The sequence below is a fragment of the Paractinoplanes abujensis genome (assembly GCF_014204895.1).
GTDB lineage: Bacteria > Actinomycetota > Actinomycetes > Mycobacteriales > Micromonosporaceae > Actinoplanes > Actinoplanes abujensis.
Genome location: NZ_JACHMF010000001.1, coordinates 6768096 through 6785591, shown reverse-complemented (window position 1 = coordinate 6785591; position 17496 = coordinate 6768096). Strand labels below are relative to the sequence as shown.

At 70.4% G+C, this 17496-nt stretch carries 14 protein-coding genes; 10 read left to right on the top strand and 4 right to left on the bottom strand.

Annotated features, from left to right (window positions below; translation table 11 throughout):
• Positions 1 to 22: 22 nt before the first annotated feature.
• The 4 genes from BKA14_RS31075 to BKA14_RS31060 all read right to left on the bottom strand — a co-directional run bounded on the left by BKA14_RS31075 (position 23) and on the right by BKA14_RS31060 (position 3371).
• Positions 23 to 667 carry a DsbA family oxidoreductase gene (locus BKA14_RS31075; RefSeq protein ID WP_184954336.1) on the bottom strand — a complete coding sequence of 215 codons (645 nt, stop codon included), beginning with the start codon at positions 665 to 667 and terminating at the stop codon, positions 23 to 25.
• A 17-nt stretch (positions 668 to 684) separates the two neighbouring features.
• Positions 685 to 1110 (bottom strand): SufE family protein, encoded by a 426-nt coding sequence (locus BKA14_RS31070; protein WP_184954335.1) that lies wholly within the window; start codon positions 1108 to 1110, stop codon positions 685 to 687.
• Positions 1111 to 1216: 106 nt separating this feature from the next.
• Complete coding sequence (locus BKA14_RS31065; protein ID WP_184954334.1) at positions 1217 to 1609, bottom strand: CBS domain-containing protein; 393 nt, start codon at positions 1607 to 1609, stop codon at positions 1217 to 1219.
• 28 nt (positions 1610 to 1637) lie between these two features.
• Positions 1638 to 3371, bottom strand: coding sequence for a proline--tRNA ligase (locus BKA14_RS31060; RefSeq protein ID WP_184954333.1), 1734 nt, complete (start codon positions 3369 to 3371; stop codon positions 1638 to 1640).
• 138 nt (positions 3372 to 3509) lie between these two features.
• Here BKA14_RS31060 and BKA14_RS31055 point away from each other — a divergent pair, with 138 nt between their 5' ends.
• The 10 genes from BKA14_RS31055 (at position 3510) to BKA14_RS31010 (ending at position 17484) form a co-directional block, all read left to right on the top strand.
• Positions 3510 to 4277, top strand: a complete 768-nt coding sequence (locus tag BKA14_RS31055; protein ID WP_184954332.1) for an SGNH/GDSL hydrolase family protein — start codon at positions 3510 to 3512, stop codon at positions 4275 to 4277.
• Between the two features lie 16 nt (positions 4278 to 4293).
• The gene (locus tag BKA14_RS31050; RefSeq protein WP_184954331.1) at positions 4294 to 5193 is read left to right on the top strand and encodes a sulfurtransferase; all 900 of its coding nucleotides are present in this window, start codon (positions 4294 to 4296) and stop codon (positions 5191 to 5193) included.
• 66 nt (positions 5194 to 5259) lie between these two features.
• The gene (locus BKA14_RS31045) at positions 5260 to 6987 is read left to right on the top strand and encodes an HSP90 family protein (RefSeq protein ID WP_184954330.1); all 1728 of its coding nucleotides are present in this window, start codon (positions 5260 to 5262) and stop codon (positions 6985 to 6987) included.
• A complete protein-coding gene (locus BKA14_RS31040; RefSeq protein ID WP_203722498.1) occupies positions 6984 to 9944 on the top strand; it encodes a tetratricopeptide repeat protein in 2961 nt (986 codons plus the stop codon). Before BKA14_RS31045 ends, BKA14_RS31040 begins: the two co-directional genes overlap by 4 nt.
• A gap of 44 nt (positions 9945 to 9988) precedes the next feature.
• Entirely contained in the window at positions 9989 to 10594 is a 606-nt protein-coding gene (locus BKA14_RS31035; RefSeq protein WP_184954329.1) for a TetR/AcrR family transcriptional regulator, read from the top strand.
• A gap of 112 nt (positions 10595 to 10706) precedes the next feature.
• Positions 10707 to 12035 carry an acetyl-CoA carboxylase biotin carboxylase subunit gene (locus tag BKA14_RS31030; RefSeq protein WP_184954328.1) on the top strand — a complete coding sequence of 443 codons (1329 nt, stop codon included), beginning with the start codon at positions 10707 to 10709 and terminating at the stop codon, positions 12033 to 12035.
• Between the two features lie 8 nt (positions 12036 to 12043).
• The gene (locus BKA14_RS31025) at positions 12044 to 12916 is read left to right on the top strand and encodes a hydroxymethylglutaryl-CoA lyase (RefSeq protein WP_184957060.1); all 873 of its coding nucleotides are present in this window, start codon (positions 12044 to 12046) and stop codon (positions 12914 to 12916) included.
• A 319-nt stretch (positions 12917 to 13235) separates the two neighbouring features.
• On the top strand, positions 13236 to 14117 hold the full coding sequence (locus tag BKA14_RS31020) for a chromosomal replication initiator protein DnaA (protein ID WP_184954327.1): 882 nt from the start codon (positions 13236 to 13238) through the stop codon (positions 14115 to 14117).
• Positions 14118 to 14405: 288 nt separating this feature from the next.
• A complete protein-coding gene (locus BKA14_RS31015; protein WP_184954326.1) occupies positions 14406 to 15728 on the top strand; it encodes a chaplin family protein in 1323 nt (440 codons plus the stop codon).
• Between the two features lie 235 nt (positions 15729 to 15963).
• Positions 15964 to 17484: an acyl-CoA carboxylase subunit beta gene (locus tag BKA14_RS31010; RefSeq protein WP_184954325.1), complete on the top strand. Its 1521-nt coding sequence runs from the start codon at positions 15964 to 15966 to the stop codon at positions 17482 to 17484.
• Positions 17485 to 17496: the final 12 nt, after the last annotated feature.

Below are 17496 nucleotides of genomic sequence, written 5' to 3'. Positions count from 1 at the left end.
CGATCCCGTTCCACGTGAAACATCATCGACCGGCGTCGACCGCCTCGCGGCGAGCGATCTCCGTGAAGGCCTCGATCAGCGTGGCCGGCTCCTGTGCGCCCTGGACGGCGTACTTCCCGTCGATCATCAGGAACGGGACGCTGGTGATGCTGAGCTCGCGGGCCTCGGCCAGGTCGGCGTGTACGGCACCGGTGCCGGCGTCGGATGCGAGATAGGCGGCGGGGTCCGGGGCGGCCTGCCCGGTGATCGAGCGGGCGACCGCGGCCAGGACCGTACGGGAGCCGATGTCGAGGCCGTCAATGAAGTGAGCCCGCTGCAACGCCTCCAGCATGTCGACCTGACGCCCCTGGCCCGCGGCCCACGCAATCAACCGGTGGGCATCGAACGTGTTGGCCGCGATCGCCCGTTCGTAGTCGATGGCCAACCCGTCACCGGCGGCGATCGACGTGACGTGGGCGACCATCTGCTCGGCGCGGGCGCGATCACCGAACGTCGCGGCCAGCGCGTCCCTGATCGGCAGGCCGCTCGGCACCGGCGACGGGTCGAGCTGGAACGCCCGGAACGTCACGGACACCGGCTCGCCGAGGTGAGCGATCGCACGTTCGAGGCGGCGCTTGCCGATGTAGCACCAGGGGCAGACGATATCGGACCAGACTTGAATGTCCACGAGGGCTCCGGCGCCGGTCAGGATGCGGTGGCGAGCTGGCGCTTGAGGCGGCTGAGGATGGCCGTTCCGCCGCGGATGCGCAGGGGACTGATCGCCTGAGCCAGGCCCATCCGGGCGTACAGGTCGTCCGGCACAGCCAGGATCTCGGCAGTCGAGGCGCCCTGCAACCCCTCGGCCAGGATGCCGGCGAAGGCCCGCGTGGTCGGCGCTTCGGGCGGGCAGTCGAAGAACACCTCGACCGTGTCGTCGGGGCGGACGGTCGCCTTGAGGAAGAACTGGGTCTGGCACTCGGGCACCTGTTCCATGCCCTCGTGCCCGGCCAGGTCGGCCGGCAGCGGGGGCATGGCGTCGGCGAACTCGAGCAGCATCTCCAGCACCACGTCGCGGGGCGCCGAGGCGAACTCGTCCACGATCTCGGCGAGTTTCGGGGGCATGTCGGTCACGGATCCGACCCTAACGCGCAGAGAAGCCACAGACCCGACCCCGAGCGGGCCCACTCAAGCCGGCCCGAGCCCCAGCCGCCCCCAAGCGGGCAGGCGCCGCGCTGGACTAAGCCGAGGTGGGCATCAGAGCCACGTCGCTCAGGCTGAGAATGCCGACGACCTTGCGATCCGCGTCGCAGACCAGCAGCCGCCGCACCCCACGTTCGCGCATGGCGTGCACGGCTTCCTCCACCGTGGCCGACTGCTCAACCATGATCAGTTCGTGGGCGGTGATGTCGCCGAGCGAGGTCGTCTTGGGTGGCAGGTTCTCCGCGATCGCCCGCACCACGATGTCGCGGTCGGTGACCACGCCGATCATGGTCGGGCCCCGGGTCACCACCACGTCGCCGATGCTGCGGTCGCGCATGACCTGCGCGGCCTCGTCGAGCATCGTCGCCTCGGGCAGATAGACGACCTGCCGGGTCATCACCTCGGCGACCGACGTGAGCGTTCTGACCATGCGCATACACCTCCCGTTGGTAGTGGAGTTACCCGAGTGAAGTAGCGATTACACGTGGTATGTCCGTCACCGCCACGTCGTTCCGTTCGCCTGTGCGGCGATCACGAAATTCGACGAATCCCTCGCCGAGCCTGCGTCCCACCACGACCGTGCGGGCAACGCCGATCAGCTCGGCGTCGGTGAACTTCACCCCGGCCGACAGGTTGGCCCGATCGTCCACCAGCACCCGCACCCCGTGCCCGACCAGCGTCTCCGCAAGCTCCAGAGAGAATGCGATCTGCCCGTCCTTGCCCGCGGCGACGATGTGCACGTCGGCCGGCGCCACCTCGTCGGGCCACAGCAACCCGCGCTCGTCGTGATGCTGCTCGGCGATCGCAGCCACGGCCCGGGACACCCCGATCCCGTACGACCCCATGGTCGGCCGCACCGGCTTGCCGTCCACCCCGAGCACATCGACCCGGAACGCGTCGGTGTAGCGCCGGCCCAGCTGGAAGATGTGGCCGATCTCGATGCCGCGCCGGATGGTCAACTCTCCCGAGCCGCAGGCGGGGCAGGGATCGCCCGCGCGCACTTCGGCCGCCTCGATCGTGCCGTCGATCGCGAAGTCACGGCCGGCCACCACGTTGATCGCGTGCCGTCCGGGCTCGTTGGCGCCGGTCAGCCAGGCCGTGCCGGGTGCGACCCGCGGGTCGGCCAGGTAGCGCGCCTTGACGGCCTGCGGCCCGATGTAACCCTTGACCAGGTCGGGCCGTGCGGCGAAGTCGTCGAACAGGGTGGCCGTGGCCGGCGCGAGTGCCGCGTCGAGCCGTTTGAGGTCGACCTCGCGGTCGCCGGGCACGCCGATCACCAGCACTTCGTCGTCGGCGCCGGGCCGGTGCACGGTGACCACCACGTTCTTCAGGGTGTCGGCCGCTGTCCAGTCCGTACGGCCGCCGAGCGCCCGGGCGTTGGCCAGGTCGACCAGCGAGGCGATCGTGGGGGTGCCGGGGGTGTCGTGCACCTCCAGCGCCGGGGCGGCCATGGGCAGGGCCTGCGGCGGGACAGTCACGACGGCCTCGGTGTTGGCGGCGTAGGAACACCGCGTGCAGCCGACGAACGTGTCCTCACCCACCTCGGACGTGGCGAGGAACTCCTCGGACGCGGACCCGCCCATAGCGCCCGACATGGCCGAAACGATCGTGTGGGCCAGCCCCAGCCGAGCGAAGACTCGCTGGTAGGCCGCGCGGAGTGCCGCATAGGCGTCCACCAGATCCGACTCCGAGAGGCCGAACGAGTAGGCGTCCTTCATCAGGAACTCGCGCCCCCGCAGCAGCCCGCCCCGGGGCCGGGCCTCGTCGCGATACTTAGTCTGGATTTGGAACAGCAGCAGCGGGAAGTCTCGATACGAGCTGGTCATGTCCTGCACCAGCAGCGTGAACATCTCCTCGTGGGTCGGCGCCAGCAGATAGTCACCACCGCGCCTGTCCTGCAGCGTGAAGATGTCGTCGCCGTACTCCGTCCAGCGCTTGCTCACGTCGTACGGCTCGCGCGGCAGCAACGCCGGGAACGACACCTCCTGGCCGCCCACGGCCGTCATCTCGTCGCGCAGCACCGCCGAGACGCGGTCGAGCACGAGCTTGCCGAGCGGGAGCCAGGTGTAGCCACCCGGCGCGGCGCGACGGATGAAACCGGCGCGCAGCAGCAGCCGATGACTCGGCACCTCCGCGTCCGCCGGCTCCTCGCGCAGGGTTTTGAGGAGCAAGGTGGACATTCGCAACAGCATGCCGAGCAGCGTAGGGAAGTCGACCCACCGTCGGCATTCCCTTTACGGGGTGTCGCCATCGTCACGCTACCCAGCCTCTTGATCGAGTGGAAACGTGTTCCCCACGAGAAAAATTGAGGGCACGTTAAGGGGGCGGCGATGGCTTATCGAAGCTTCGTTGCTATGGGGGACAGCTTCACCGAGGGCTTGAACGACGCGTACCCGGACGGCAGCTTCCGGGGCTGGGCCGACCTGGTGGCCGCGCGGCTCGCCGTCGACTCGGGGCCCGACTTCGGCTACGCCAATCTCGCGATCCGCGGCAAGGTCATGCACGAGATCGTCGACGAACAGCTCGAACCCACTTTGGCCATGCGACCCGACCTGGTGAGCATCGCGGCCGGTGGTAACGACGCCTTGCGGCTGCGGGTCGATCCGCACGCCCTGGTGCATCAGCTCGACGGCGTGGTGCGGAGGCTGCGCGAGTCGGGTGCCGAGGTGATCCTGTTCCGGTTCGCCGACGTCACCGTCAACCTGCCGGCCATCCTGGGCCGCCGGGCGGCCGTGCTCAACGACGGCGCGAGCCGGCTGGCCGAGCGCTACGGCGCGCACCTGGTCGACCTGTTCGCCGACACCGCTTTCCACCATCCGCACATGTGGGCGCCCGACCGGCTGCACCTGTCCCCGGCCGGTCATCGCCGTACGGCGGGGCACGTGCTCCGCGCGCTCGGCGTCGGCGTGCACGAGGACTGGATGCTGGTGCCGCCCACCCCCGAGCCCACGCCGTGGCTGCTCGCCCGCGGCGCCGACCTGCGCTGGGCCCGTGAGCACCTCGCGCCGTGGGTGAGCCGGCACCTGCGTGGCCACTCGTCCGGCGAGTCGATCACAGCCAAGCGTCCGGAACTGGCTCCCTTCAGCGCAACCCAGTAGGGATAGCGTGGCAATCATGTCTGTTGCGAACGATCCATCGCCTGCGCTCCAGGCGTACGCGCATCCCGACAAGCTCGTCACCACCGAGTGGCTGGCGGCCAACCTCGGCACGCCCGGCCTCGTGGTCGTCGAGTCGGACGAGGACGTGCTGCTCTACGACACCGGGCACATCCCGGGCGCGGTCAAGGTCGACTGGCACCTCGAGCTCAACGACCAGGTCACCCGCGACTATCTCGATCCGGCCGCCTTCGCCGCGCTCTGCGAGGCCAAGGGCATCGGCCGCGACGACACGGTCGTCTTCTACGGCGACAACTTCAACTGGTGGGCCGCGTACGCGCTCTGGGTCTTCAGCCTCTTCGGCCACCGCGACGTGCGCCTGCTCGACGGCGGACGGCAGAAATGGGCGGCCGAGGGTCGCGAGCTGACCCGTGACCGCACTGAGCGACCCACCGCCGACTACCCGGTTCCCGTACGCAACGACGCCGAGATCAGGGCCTTCCGTGATCAGGTGATGGGGCACATCAGCAGCGGGCGTCCGCTGGTGGACGTGCGCTCGCCGCAGGAGTACACGGGTGAGCTGACTCACATGGCGGCGTACCCGCAGGAGGGCGCGCTGCGCGGCGGCCACATCCCGGGTGCGGTGAGCAAGCCGTGGAAGTCGGCGGCGAACGAGGACGGCACGTTCAAGCCGGCCGACGAGCTCGCCAAGATCTACCGGGACGAGCTGGGCCTGGAGTCGGGCGACGACATCATCGCCTACTGCCGGATCGGCGAGCGGTCCAGCCACACCTGGTTCGCCCTGCGCTACCTGCTCGGCTATCCGCAGGTGCGCAACTACGACGGCTCGTGGACCGAGTGGGGCAACCTGGTGCGCGCCCCCATCGTCACGGGCTCGGAGCCGGGCGGCCTGAGCTAGACGGCCGGAACGGGGCGGTGGCCCACCGCCCCGTTTTTGTCGCCCGTTCGCGGTACCTTCTCCGCCGTGAGCAACACGTTCCAGGTCGATCTTCGTGGCATCGTCGATCTCCTCAGCCATCACCTGTATGCGAGCCCGCGTGTCTACGTCCGCGAGCTGCTGCAAAACGCGGTCGATGCGATCACCGCGGCCGGCTCGCCCGGCCTGGTGTCGATCACCACGGGCGCCGACGCGCTGCGGGTGAGCGACAACGGCATCGGCCTCACCGAGGCGCAGGTCCACGAGCTGCTGGCCACGATCGGCCGCAGTTCCAAGCGCGACGAGCTCGGCTTCGCCCGCCACGAGTTCCTCGGCCAATTCGGCATCGGTCTGCTCTCGTGCTTCCTGGTGGCCGACGAGATCCGCGTGCACACCAGGCGCGCCGGGGCCGAGCCCGTGCTCTGGACCGGCTATTCCGACGGGCGTTACGACGTCCGTCCGGGCGGCGACCGCGAACCGGGCACGACTGTCACGCTGGTGCCCCGCCGCGGCTCCGAGCACCTGCTGTCCGCCGCCACGGTGCGTGAGCTGGCCGGACTTTACGGTTCGTTGCTTCCCGTACGGGTGGAGGTCGACACCGTGGAGGTGACGACCGGCGAGCTTCCGTGGCCCGGTGGTGACCTCAACGCGTACGCGCAAGAGGTCTTCGGTTTCCGCCCCCTCGACGTGGTGCCGCTCGACGTGCCCGAGGCCGGCCTCACCGGGGTGGCGTTCGTGCTGCCCACCCCGGTGAACCCGGCCGCCCGGGGCGGTCACCGCGTCTATCTGAAGCGGATGCTGCTGGCCGAGAGCGTCGAGGGTCTGCTGCCCGAGTGGGCGTTCTTCGCCCGCTGCGTGGTCGACAGCACCGAGCTGCGGCCGACCGCCAGCCGCGAGGCGCTCTACGACGACGGCCTGCTCGCCGACACCCGCGAGGCGATCGCCGACCAGCTGCGGGGCTGGCTGGTCCGGCTGGCCTCGACCGATCCGCGCCGGCTGGGGGAGTTCCTCTCGATCCACCACCTCGGCGTCATGGCGCTGGCCTTGCACGACGACGAGATGCTGCGCCTGGTCGAGCAGTGGGTGCCGGTCGAGACGAACATGGGCTTCGTCACGCTGGCCGAGTTCCGCGAGCGCCACGGCGTGCTGCGTTACGCCGCCGGGCACGACGAGTTCCGGCAGCTCGCGTCGGTCGCCGCCGCGCAGGACCTCGGGGTGATCAACGGCGGCATCGTGTACCACGCCGACATCATCGAGCGGCTGGCCACTGTGGATCCCGAGGTGCGCGTCGAGCGCCTCGAGCCGTCCGACGTCGCGGCCCGGTTCACAGCCCTCGACGCCGAGACCGAGCTGCGCCTGCGCCCGTTCCTGACCGCCGCCCAGCGCCGCCTCGACCGGCTCGGCTGCGAGGTGGTGGTGCGTGGCTTCGACCCGGCCGGCGTGCCCGCCCTCTATCTGGTCAGCCGGGCCGCCGCGTTCAACGAGCAGTTCAGTCAGAGCCGCGACACCGCCGACGACCTGTGGGGCGGCGTGCTCGACGCGCTCTCGCGGGTCACGACCGTCGACCGCCCGCAGCTCGTTCTCAATCACCGCAACGCTCTTGTACGCCGGATCACCGCGATCGGCGACGCGGAGCTCGCGGGCCTCGCCGTCGAGTCGCTCTACGGCCAGGCCCTGATGCTCGGGCAGCACCCGATCCGCCCCGCCGACGCCGCGTTGCTGACCAGCTCGTTCCTGGGCCTGCTGGACAGGGCCGTCCCGGGGGAGGACAAATGAGGACCGCCGAAGAGCTCTGGGAGCTGTATCACCAGGCGTACGCGCTGCCCTACGGCGCGGCGCAGATCGCCCTGGTCGAAGAGATCGTGCGGCACGTCGACACGGTGAACGACCCCCGGCTCGCCTTCGCGGCGCGGCTGCTCGCCACCACGGCGTACACCTACGGCGGCGAGCCGGCCAAGGCGTTCGTCAGCTTCTCGTGGACGGTGGCCGACTTCGACCGCAACCCCGGCGCCCACCACGGGCCGGGCAAGCATCAACTGCTCTGGCAGTTCAAGACCATGGTCAGCTCGATGACCAAGTTCCCGCAGATCCCGCTCGAGCGCACCTACGCGGTGCTCGACGACATGGAGCGGCGCTACCGCGAGGACGGTCACGGCCAGCAGGCGGTTTACAAGCTCCGCTATCTGGTGGCCGACCACGTCGGTGCGCCCGAGGCCGCCGACTGGTTCGCCCGCTGGCAGGCCGCACCCCGCGACGACCTTTCCGACTGCATCGGCTGCGACCCGTCCGCGGTGGCCGGCTATTACAACGAGCACGAGCGGTACGACGACGTCATCGCGACCGCCGAGCCGGTGCTCTCCGGCGCGCTCGACTGCACCGAGCAGCCCCAAGGCATCCTGCGCCAGCTGATGGTGGCCTACGTGCGCACGGGCCGCCTCGACGAGGCCGCCGACGCGCACCGCCGGTCCTATCGCCTCGAACGCGGCAACCTGGCCGACCTGCGCAGCCTGGGCACCCACCTGGCGTTCTGCGCGCGCACCGGCAACGAGCACCGCGGCCTGGAGATTCTGCAGCGGCACATCGACTGGCTCGACAAGGCGCCGTCGCCCTCGGCCGACATGCACTTCTCGGCCGACGCCGCGATGCTGCTGCGCCGGCTGACCGACCTCGGCCACGGCGACACGATCATCCATCGGCGCGACCACGACGACCTGTCGGCTTCGGCGCTGGGTGTCGAGCTGGCGGCCCGCGCCACCGAGCTGGCCAAGCAGTTCGACGAGCGTAACGGCAACGACCACCAGAGCCGGTGGATCGCCGCCGACCTGGCCGCCGAGCCGTACGGGGTGGTGCTGCCCCTCTCACCGACAGCCCGTCGCGCGGGTCCGGCCACTCCGGCTGTCGCGTCTGACTCCGCGCACGCTGTCGTCTTCACCGACCAGCCGGACAAACCGAATGTGCCGGTCGACGCGAGCGCGGCCGAGCTGCTCGATCTGGCCCGGCAGCATTGGCGCGACGATCAGGACGCCGCCCTGACCGCGACGCTGGAGGCGCTCGACGCGCGCTTCCCGCACCTCGACGACCCGCTGCTCCGGGCGCGTCGCGAGGTGATGCTCGGCAACCGGATGCGTTCGGCCGGCGCCGGCGAGCACTGGTCACGGGCGGTCGACCTGTTCGCCGAGGTCGGCGGCGCAAGCAGCAGTGCTGGTGCGGGGAGCAGCGCGGGCGGCGGCGCGGACGCGGGGAGCGTCGCGGGTGCGGCCGACGCGGTTGCCGACGGCGGCTCAGTTCCGGGAAGCGGCGCGGGTGGCGCGAGCGCGAGAAGCGGGACGGGTGCCGGCGAGGCTGATGCGGCTCGGGAAGCCAGTGCGCTGCGGGCCCGGATCGCGCTCGATCGCGGATACGCCGGTGAGCCGGTCGACGAGGCGCCGGTCCGGGCCGACGTCGACTATCAGCAGCAGCACGGTGGCGCCTTCGAGCAGGCCGACGCTTGGGCCCGGCTGTCCATATTGCACCTGATGAACGGCCGTCTCGACGAGGCGAACGAGGCCAGCGACCGTGGCGACGAGCTGGCCGCCCGGACGGGTGAGCCGCGCATGGTGGCGATGCACGCGATGCTGCGCGCCCGCAACCGGATGGCCGGCCACCGGCACGACGAGGCACTGGCCGCGGCGCGTGAGGCGTGGGAGTTCTATCGCGTCCACGGGCCCGCCCGGCGCATCGCCGAGGCCGGCACGATCCTCGGGCACGCCCTAGGCGACCCGGCCGAGCAGGTCGAGGTGTTCAGCGGCGTCATCGCCACCGGCGAGCAGGCCAAGGCGCTGCCCGCCCGCCTGGGCCGGGGCACCGCCCTGATGCAGCTGGGCCGGCCCGACGAGGCGATCACCGACCTGGTCGAGGCGGTCGCCCTCTGCGCCGAAGCCGGGTTCGACGCCGCCGGTGCGCACGCCCGCTACGACCTGGCCAACGCCTACCGCCTGGCCGGCCGCCCGGTCGAAGCGGCCGAGGTGGCCGAGGAGGCGCTGGCCGGCTTCGAAACGCTCGAGGACGACGATGCGGCCGACAACGCGCGCTATCTGCTGGCCGGGCTGTATCGCCAGATCGGCGACCCCGACGGCGCCCTCACCCTTTACCGCACGCTGATCGAGCGGCTGGACGGCAACCCGGCGGGCCGGGGCCAGATCGCCGAGGACGCCGCCGGCCTGCTCTACGACATGGATCGCGACGCCGAGGCGGCCGACACTTTCCTGGCCGCGGCCTCGGCCCTGCGGGAGTCGGGTGACCTGATCGGCGAGCTGCGGGCGTTGCGCCGGGGGGTCGGCGCCTTGAGCTACGCCGACCAGCCCGACCGCGGCCTGGAGGTGATCGAACAGATCGACCGGAAGTTCGACGAGTTGCCGCCGGAGCTGGCCGCCGAGCCGAACGCGGTCTTCCAGCACGCGCTGACCGCGTACGAGGCCGGTAACCTGTTGATGTCCCGCGGGCGTTACGAGGAGGCGCTGCCGCATCTGAGTGACGCTCCCGAGCGGCTGACCTCGATCGGCGCGACCGATCAGGCCGACCGTCTGGAGGGCATGCGGGGCGAGGCGCTGCTGCGTTCGGGCCGGGCGGCCGAGGCCGAGGCGCTGCTGCGGGCACTGCTGGCGCGCATGCCCGCCGACTCGTCAAGCCGCGATGTGGCCCAGCGGGTGCACGACGAGGCGGTGGCCGCGGTGGAGGGCCGTTCCACATCCTGAACGCCCGTTAAGGCCGGGGGTTGACAGCGCGTTAAAGTGACCACGTGACAACGGTTGATCAGCAACAGCGTCAGGGCCCGCCCGCGCCCCGGCGGCGGTCGCGCCGCGACGAGATCCTCGAGATCGCGGTCGGACTTTTCGCGGCCCGTGGCTATCACGGTGTCTCGATGGACGACATCGGCTCGGCGGCCGGGGTGACCGGCCCGGCGCTCTATCACCACTTCGCCGGCAAGGAGGCGATGCTGGTCGCCGCGCTGATCCCGGTCAGCGAGAGCCTGCTGCACGGCGGCAAGGCCCGCGTCGGCCAGCACCCCGAGGACGCGAGCGCCGCGCTGGCCGACCTGATCGACTTCCACGTCGAGTTCGCGCTGAACAACCCGGCCGTCATCGCGCTGCACCTGCACGAGCTGGACCGTCTGCCCGAGGAGCCGCGCCGCCAGATCCGCCGCCTCCAGCGCCTCTACGTCGAGGAGTGGGTGGGGGTGCTGGCCACGCTGCGTCCCGAGCTCGACGCCCCCGAGGCCCGGGTGCTCGCCCACTCGGCGTTCGGTCTGATGAACTCGACCCCCTTCCTCGGCGGCGAGGTGGACCGTCGCCGCCGGGCGGCCCTGCTGCGCGAGGCCACGATGCACGCCCTGATCGGGCGGTAGGAAATGCGGGTCGCGAGCCGAGAGCGTTCGGACAAAGGCCTCATAAGGGCCTGCTGAAAGCGGAAGACAACGGCCTCACAAGGGCCTGAACAAAGAGAAGAGAAGGTCAACGATGATCGACTCGCTGCTCATCGCCAACCGGGGCGAGATCGCCCGCCGGATCATCCGCACCGCCCGCAGGCTCGGCGTCCGCACGATCGCGGTGCATTCCGACGCCGACGAGGACATGCCGTTCGTCCGCGAGGCCGACGAGGCGGTCTGTGTCGGCCCGGCCGACCCGGCCCGGAGCTATCGCAACGCCGACGCGATCCTGGCCGCCGCGAAATCCACCGGCGCCCAGGCCATCCACCCGGGTTACGGCTTCCTCAGTGAGAACGCCGGCTTCGCCCGTCTGGTCGAACAGAACGGCCTGATCTGGGTCGGCCCGGGCGCTGACGCGATCGAGGCCATGGGCGACAAGATCAACGCGCGCAACCTGATGGCCGCGGCCGGCGTCCCGGTCGCTCCGGGCACGCAGGAGCCGGTTGCCACCGAGAGCGAGGCGATCGAGGCCGCGTCCGCGATCGGCTACCCGGTGATGGTCAAGGCGGCCGCGGGCGGCGGCGGCATGGGTATGGCGGTCGCGAACGACGAGGACGCCCTGCGCCGCGAGCTCGGCAAGGTGCGTACGTTCGCCGAGCGCATGTTCGGTAGCGGCGACGTGCTGATCGAGCGCTATTTCCCCCGGGTACGCCACGTCGAGGTGCAGATCCTGGGTCTGCCCGACGGCCGCGTGATCGCCCTTTCCGAGCGCGAGTGCTCGGTGCAGCGCCGCAACCAGAAGCTGGTGGAGGAGGCCCCGAGCCCGGCCGTCGACCCCGAGCTGCGCGAACGCTTCCTGGCGGCCGCGGTCAAGGCGGGTGAAGCGGTCGGCTATCGCAACGCCGGCACGGTGGAGTGCCTGCTCGACCCGGTCACCGGCGAGTTCTTCTTCCTCGAGATGAACACCCGGCTGCAGGTCGAGCACCCGATCACCGAGCTGATCCACGGCATCGACCTGGTCGAGCAGCAGCTGCTCATCGCGGCGGGCGAAGAGGTCACCGTGAGCAGCGCGACCCGGGGCCACGCGATCGAGCTGCGGGTCAACGCCGAGGATCCGAGGCGCTTCCTGCCCGGCCCGGGCAAGGTCACCACGTGGGTCGAGCCGACCGGCGACGACATCCGGGTCGATGCGGGCTATGCCGAGGGCACCACGGTCGGCATGTCGTACGACTCCCTGATGGCCAAGCTGATCGTCTTCGGCGCCGACCGCGACGAGGCGATCGCCCGAGCCCGTACGGCGGTGGCCGGTTTTCAGATCGCCGGTCCCAAGAACAATCTGCCCTTCTTCGCCGAGCTGCTCGAGAACGAGGAGTTCCTCTCGGGCGACTACGACACCGGCATCGTCTCCCGGATGAGGTGACGGACGTGATGGTGAGCATCCGCGAGGTCGCCCCCCGCGACGGCCTGCAGAACGAGGATCCGATTCCGGCCGAGGCCAAGGTCCGGCTGATCGACGCGCTGAGCGAGACCGGTGTCCGGCGGATCGAGGCGGTCTCCTTCGTCCATCCCAAGGCGATCCCGCAGATGGCCGACGCCGACGAGGTGTGGGCCCGGGTCAACCGTCACCCCGAGATCCGTTATTCGGCGCTGATCCCCAACACCCGGGGCGCGCAGCGGGCCCTGGCCGCGGGTTTCCGCGAGATCGAGGTCGTGGTGTCCGCTTCGGACACTCACAACCGGCGCAACTTGAATCGCTCGACCGACGAGTCGCTCGACGACATCGCCTCGCTCATTCCGCTGATCCACGAGGCCGGCGCCACCGTCGAGGTGATTGTGGCGACCAGCTTCGGATGCCCGTTCGAGGGCGACATCGACCCCGATCGGGTGGCCGGCATCGTGGCGCGGGTGCGGGCCGACGGTGCCGACCGCATCGCTTTCGGCGACACCACCGGCATGGCGACCCCGCGCCGGGTGCGTGACCTTCTTTCCGCCGTACGCCCTGACCTGCTGCACTTCCACAACACGCGCGGCACGGGCCTGGCCAACATCGTGACCGCGCTCGACCTGGGGATCACCGAGTTCGACGCGAGCGTCGGCGGGATCGGCGGCTGCCCGTACGCTCCGGGCGCCTCCGGGAACGTGGCGACGGAGGAGGTCGTCCACATGCTGCACGACATGGGCATCGACACCGGAATCGACCTGGATCGCCTGATCAGCACCGCCGAGACGGCCGAGAAGCTGCTCGGTCGCACACTCCCGTCGGGTGTTCTTCGAGCCGGACCGCGGACCAGATTGGTGTGATTCTCCGCCCCTGACCGGCGATCATTTTTCCTATTTGTTCGCGTGACCCGCCCTCCGTCGTTTCGTTACCAATATCGAGTGGCCGATACCGCCGGTTCGCAGAAACACCACCGGCGAAGAAGCGGCCATCGGTTCAGCCGAAACGACGAGGGGCGGATCCATGACGGGACTGGGGGCCGGGCGCGCAGCGCGCGTGGCGTTCCTGTCGCCGTCGGTTCCGCTCGCCGGCGAACCCACGCCCTTGCCGCCTCACATCCAGGGGGCGGAGCGGCGGTCGGGGAACCGTGCGCGACACACCGGAGTCCGGTGGGGTCTGCGTGTGCTCGTCGTCGGCGGCCTGGCCGGTGCGGCCTGGCTGCTCACCGGCGCTGCGGCCCAGGCCGCGGACCGTGCCGACGGGCCGGACGGCTCGTTGCTCGGCTCCGTGACGGGCTTCGACGTCGCCTCGCCGGTCACCGATCTCCTGCAGGCGGCCGTCCAGCCGCTGGAGAACACTCGACCGGCACACCACGATCACCAGTTCGTGGCCGACATCCTCGACGTACCCCGGCCGGTTCTGACCCGGCTGGATCGGACGCGCGACGACGAGGTCCACGACGTCCCCCCGGCCACTGTGGACGTCTTCGCCGACGTCGACGCGGTGCTGGGAGAGGTCGCCGCCCCAATTCGCCTCACCGGCGAAGCGGCGCCCGACCGGCAGGACTCCGAGCGGCCGAGCTCCGACGAGCTCCCGGCCGACGAGGAGCCGCCGTACGAGGTGGAAGAACCGGCCGCTTCCCCGCCGCACGAGGAGACTCGCCCGCGGCCGGAGCAGCCGGAACAGCAAGCGATCGACCAGGCCCGGCCCGCGCCGGCCGCCGGTCACCACACCGTGGCCGCGGTCAGGCGCGGCAAGGCCTCCTCCGCACCGTCCGCCCACCGGCACCACCGCACCGCTCACGCGGTGATCGCGGCGCCGGAGACGGCGCAGGAGGACAGCACCCCCGGGAGAAACGGACCCGCGGCACCTCTGCGGCTGCACCTCGGGGACGTCAGCGGCACTCCGACCAGCGGGTCGGGGACTCCGACGGACGGTGGCTCCGCCGCCTTCCTGCCGGCCGCGATCGCCAGCAGCGCCATGGTGAGCCATGCGGCTGCGATCGCGTCCGATGTCGAGGCCCGGCGGCACGACGCCGAGGAACCGACCGTCTCACCTGACTGAGTGATGGCGTACGGCGATCCGCCCGATCGCCGGTCACCGGCACGGCACCGGCTTCGGTGTCCGCGTTCCGGCCCGATTCCCCAACCGCTTGCGAACAAGCGGCGAATCAACCACGCCTGAATCACATGCACCGCACCGAAGCGCCATGGGCGCACGTCGACAAGCGGGGTCAGGGCAGAAAGAAACCGAGCCAGGGCACCGCTGCGCCCGAATGCAGTTCCGGAACACCCACACAACTCAATAAGCAACACCACTGCCGAAACATTATTGAAAGGCATTTCTTTTCTCATGAAGACTTGGGTTCGTAAGACTCTGAGTGTCGGTGTCCTGGCCGCCGGCGCCCTGCTGTTCGCCCCGGCTGCCGCGCAGGCCGACAGCAAGCAGATCACCGGAGCCAACAACGGCATCCTGAACGGCACCCAGATCGCCGTGCCGGTCAACGTCCCGATCAACGTCGTCGGCAACTCGCTGGCGATCCTCGGCGCGGCCGACGCCCAGGGCGTCGGGTTCAACCGCACCGAGAGCGGCCGCCGCGGCAACGCCCAGGTGACCGGGGTCAACAACGGCATCGCCAACGGCACCCAGGCGTACCTGCCGGTCAGCGTCCCGGTCAACGTGGTCGGCAACTCGGCCGCGGTGCTCGGTCACGCCGGCGCGGCCGGCGTCGGCGTCAACGGCCGTAAGGCCGAGAGCAAGCGCACCACCGAGAACGGCTGGGGCGACACCCAGTACACCGGGTTCAACAACGGCATCGCGAACGGCACGCAGATCTACGCGCCGATCGACGTTCCGATCAACGTCTGCGGCAACTCGCTGGCCATCCTGGGCGGCGCGTACTCGCAGGCCATCTGCTCGAACGACACCCGCGGCGACCGGCACTTCCACCGCGGCGGCAAGTGGGGCAAGAAGGAGAGCGCCCAGGGTCACCGTGGTGGCCGTGGCGGCGCCCTCCAGGCGACCGGGGTCAACAACGGGATCCTGAACGGCACCCAGCTGTACGCGCCGATCAGCCTGCCGATCAACCTGTCGGGCAACTCGGCCGCCCTCCTGGGCAGCGCGAGCAGCCGCGCCATCTCCCGCAACGAGTCGGGCCACGACGACGACTTCGTGCAGGCCACCGGGGCCAACAACGGGATCCTGAACGGCACCCAGCTCGCGGCGCCGATCAACGTGCCGGTCAACGTCTGCGGCAACGCGCTCGGCATCCTCGGTGCGGCGCAGTCGGCCGCCGCCTGCGCGAACGGCGACGACGACTTCGGCCGCGGCGGCTGGGACCGTGACCGTGACTGGGACCGCCCGGGCCACGGCCACGGCCACGGTGACGACGACGACTTCGACGGCGACCACGGCGACGTCGACGACGACGACTACAAGGGCGACGGTGGCGAGAAGCCGGCGAGCAACGACGGCTACGGCGACGTGCAGGACGACGACGCGGGCGAGGAGCCGGCGACCGACGACAACGACGGCTACACCAAGCCGGCCGCGACCGGTTCGGACAGCGCGTCGAAGGGTGGCCGCGGTGGCGCCACCGAGGCCGCCCCGATCTCGGGCCTGACCGAGACCGTCGGTGGTATCGGCAGCCTGGGCCTGCTCAACACCCTGCGCTGAAGCGCGCTTACCCACGGGGGTTAGCGGAAGACCGGGTCGCACCGGTCCCGGGTGCGACCCGTGCGGTGCCACGAGGCGCCGAGTAACACCCGGTGCCCCTCCACGGCATCGGCAGAAATGAAAACGGACGGGAGTCTCCGCAGCCGGCGGAGGCTCCCGTCCGGCGTTGCCGCGCCCGAGCGGATCCGCTACCCTAACGCTCGTTAAGTCTTAACGACCGTTCAGGAGGGTCGCGGTGGGCGACGAGCTCGCACAGGCACGCAAGCGGGTGCTGGCCGGTGGCGCCGAGCGCTACCACGCGGCCAACGCCGCGAAAGGCAAGCTCTTCGCCCGCGAACGGATCGCGCTGCTGGTCGACGAGGGTTCCTTCGTCGAGGACGGGCTCTATGCCAACAGCTTGGCCGACGGGTTGCCGGCCGATGGCGTGATCACCGGGATCGCGCGGGTCGACGGCCGCGAGGTCTGCCTCATGGCGAACGACTCGACGGTCAAGGCGGGCTCCTGGGGCGCCCGTACGGTCGAAAAGATCATCCGCATCATCGAGCGGGCCGTGCAGTACGGCGTACCGATGATCTATTTGGTCGACTCGGCCGGCGCGCGCATCACCGACCAGGTCGAGCTGTTCCCGGGCCGCCGCGGCGCCGGCAAGATTTTTCACACCCAGGTCAAGGCGTCGGGCGCGATTCCGCAGGCGTGCGCGCTGTTCGGCCCGTCGGCGGCCGGCGGGGCGTACATTCCGGCCTTCTGCGACATCGTCGCCATGGTCGACGGCAACGCGAGCATGTATCTGGGCTCCGACCGCATGGTCGAGATGGTCACCGGTGAGAAGACGACGCTCGAGGCGATGGGCGGCGCCCGGGTGCACTGCGCGGAGTCCGGCGTCGGCCACTTCCTGTGCAAGACGGAGCAGGACGCGCTCGACACCGTACGGGCGTATCTGTCCTATCTGCCGTCGAACTGGGAGCAGACCCCGCCCGCGGCCGAGGCGAAGTCGTCGACCGGGGCCGATCTGGGCGCGCTGGTCCCGGCCAGCGAGCGCCAGGCCTTCGACATGCGGCGTTACGTCAAGGGCCTGGTCGACGAGGGCTCGTTCTTCGAGATCCAGGCCCTGTGGGCGAAGGAGCTCACGGTCGGTTTCGCCCGCCTCAACGGCGAGGTGCTGGGCGTCGTGGGCAACAATTCGATGTTCAAGGGCGGCGTGCTCTTCCCCGACTCGGCCGACAAGGCGTCCCGCTTCGTGCAGCTTTGCGACGCCTTCAACGTCCCGCTGCTGTTCCTCTGCGACGTGCCCGGGTTCATGGTCGGCTCGGCGGTCGAGAAACAGGGCATCATCCGGCACGGCGCCAAGATGATCACCGCGATCTCGGAGGCCACGGTGCCCAAGATCTGCGTGGTGGTCCGCAAGGCGTATGGCGCCGGTCTGTACGCCATGGCCGGCCCCAGCTTCGAGCCCGAGGCCACGATCGCGCTGCCCACCGCGAAGATCGCGGTGATGGGGGCCGAGGCCGCGGTGAACGCCGTCTACGCCAACAAGATCGCCGCCATCGCGGACGACGAGGAGCGGGCCGCGTTCGTGGCCGCGCGCCGCGCCGAGTACGAGCAGGACATCGACATCATGCGACTGGCCAGCGAACTGGTCGTCGACACCGTCGTCGAGCCGGGCGACCTGCGCGACGAACTCATCCGCCGCTACCGGGCCGCCCGCGGCAAGGAGCGCTTCTTCGCCCGGCGCCGCCACGGCGTCACGCCCGTCTGACAGGAGCACACC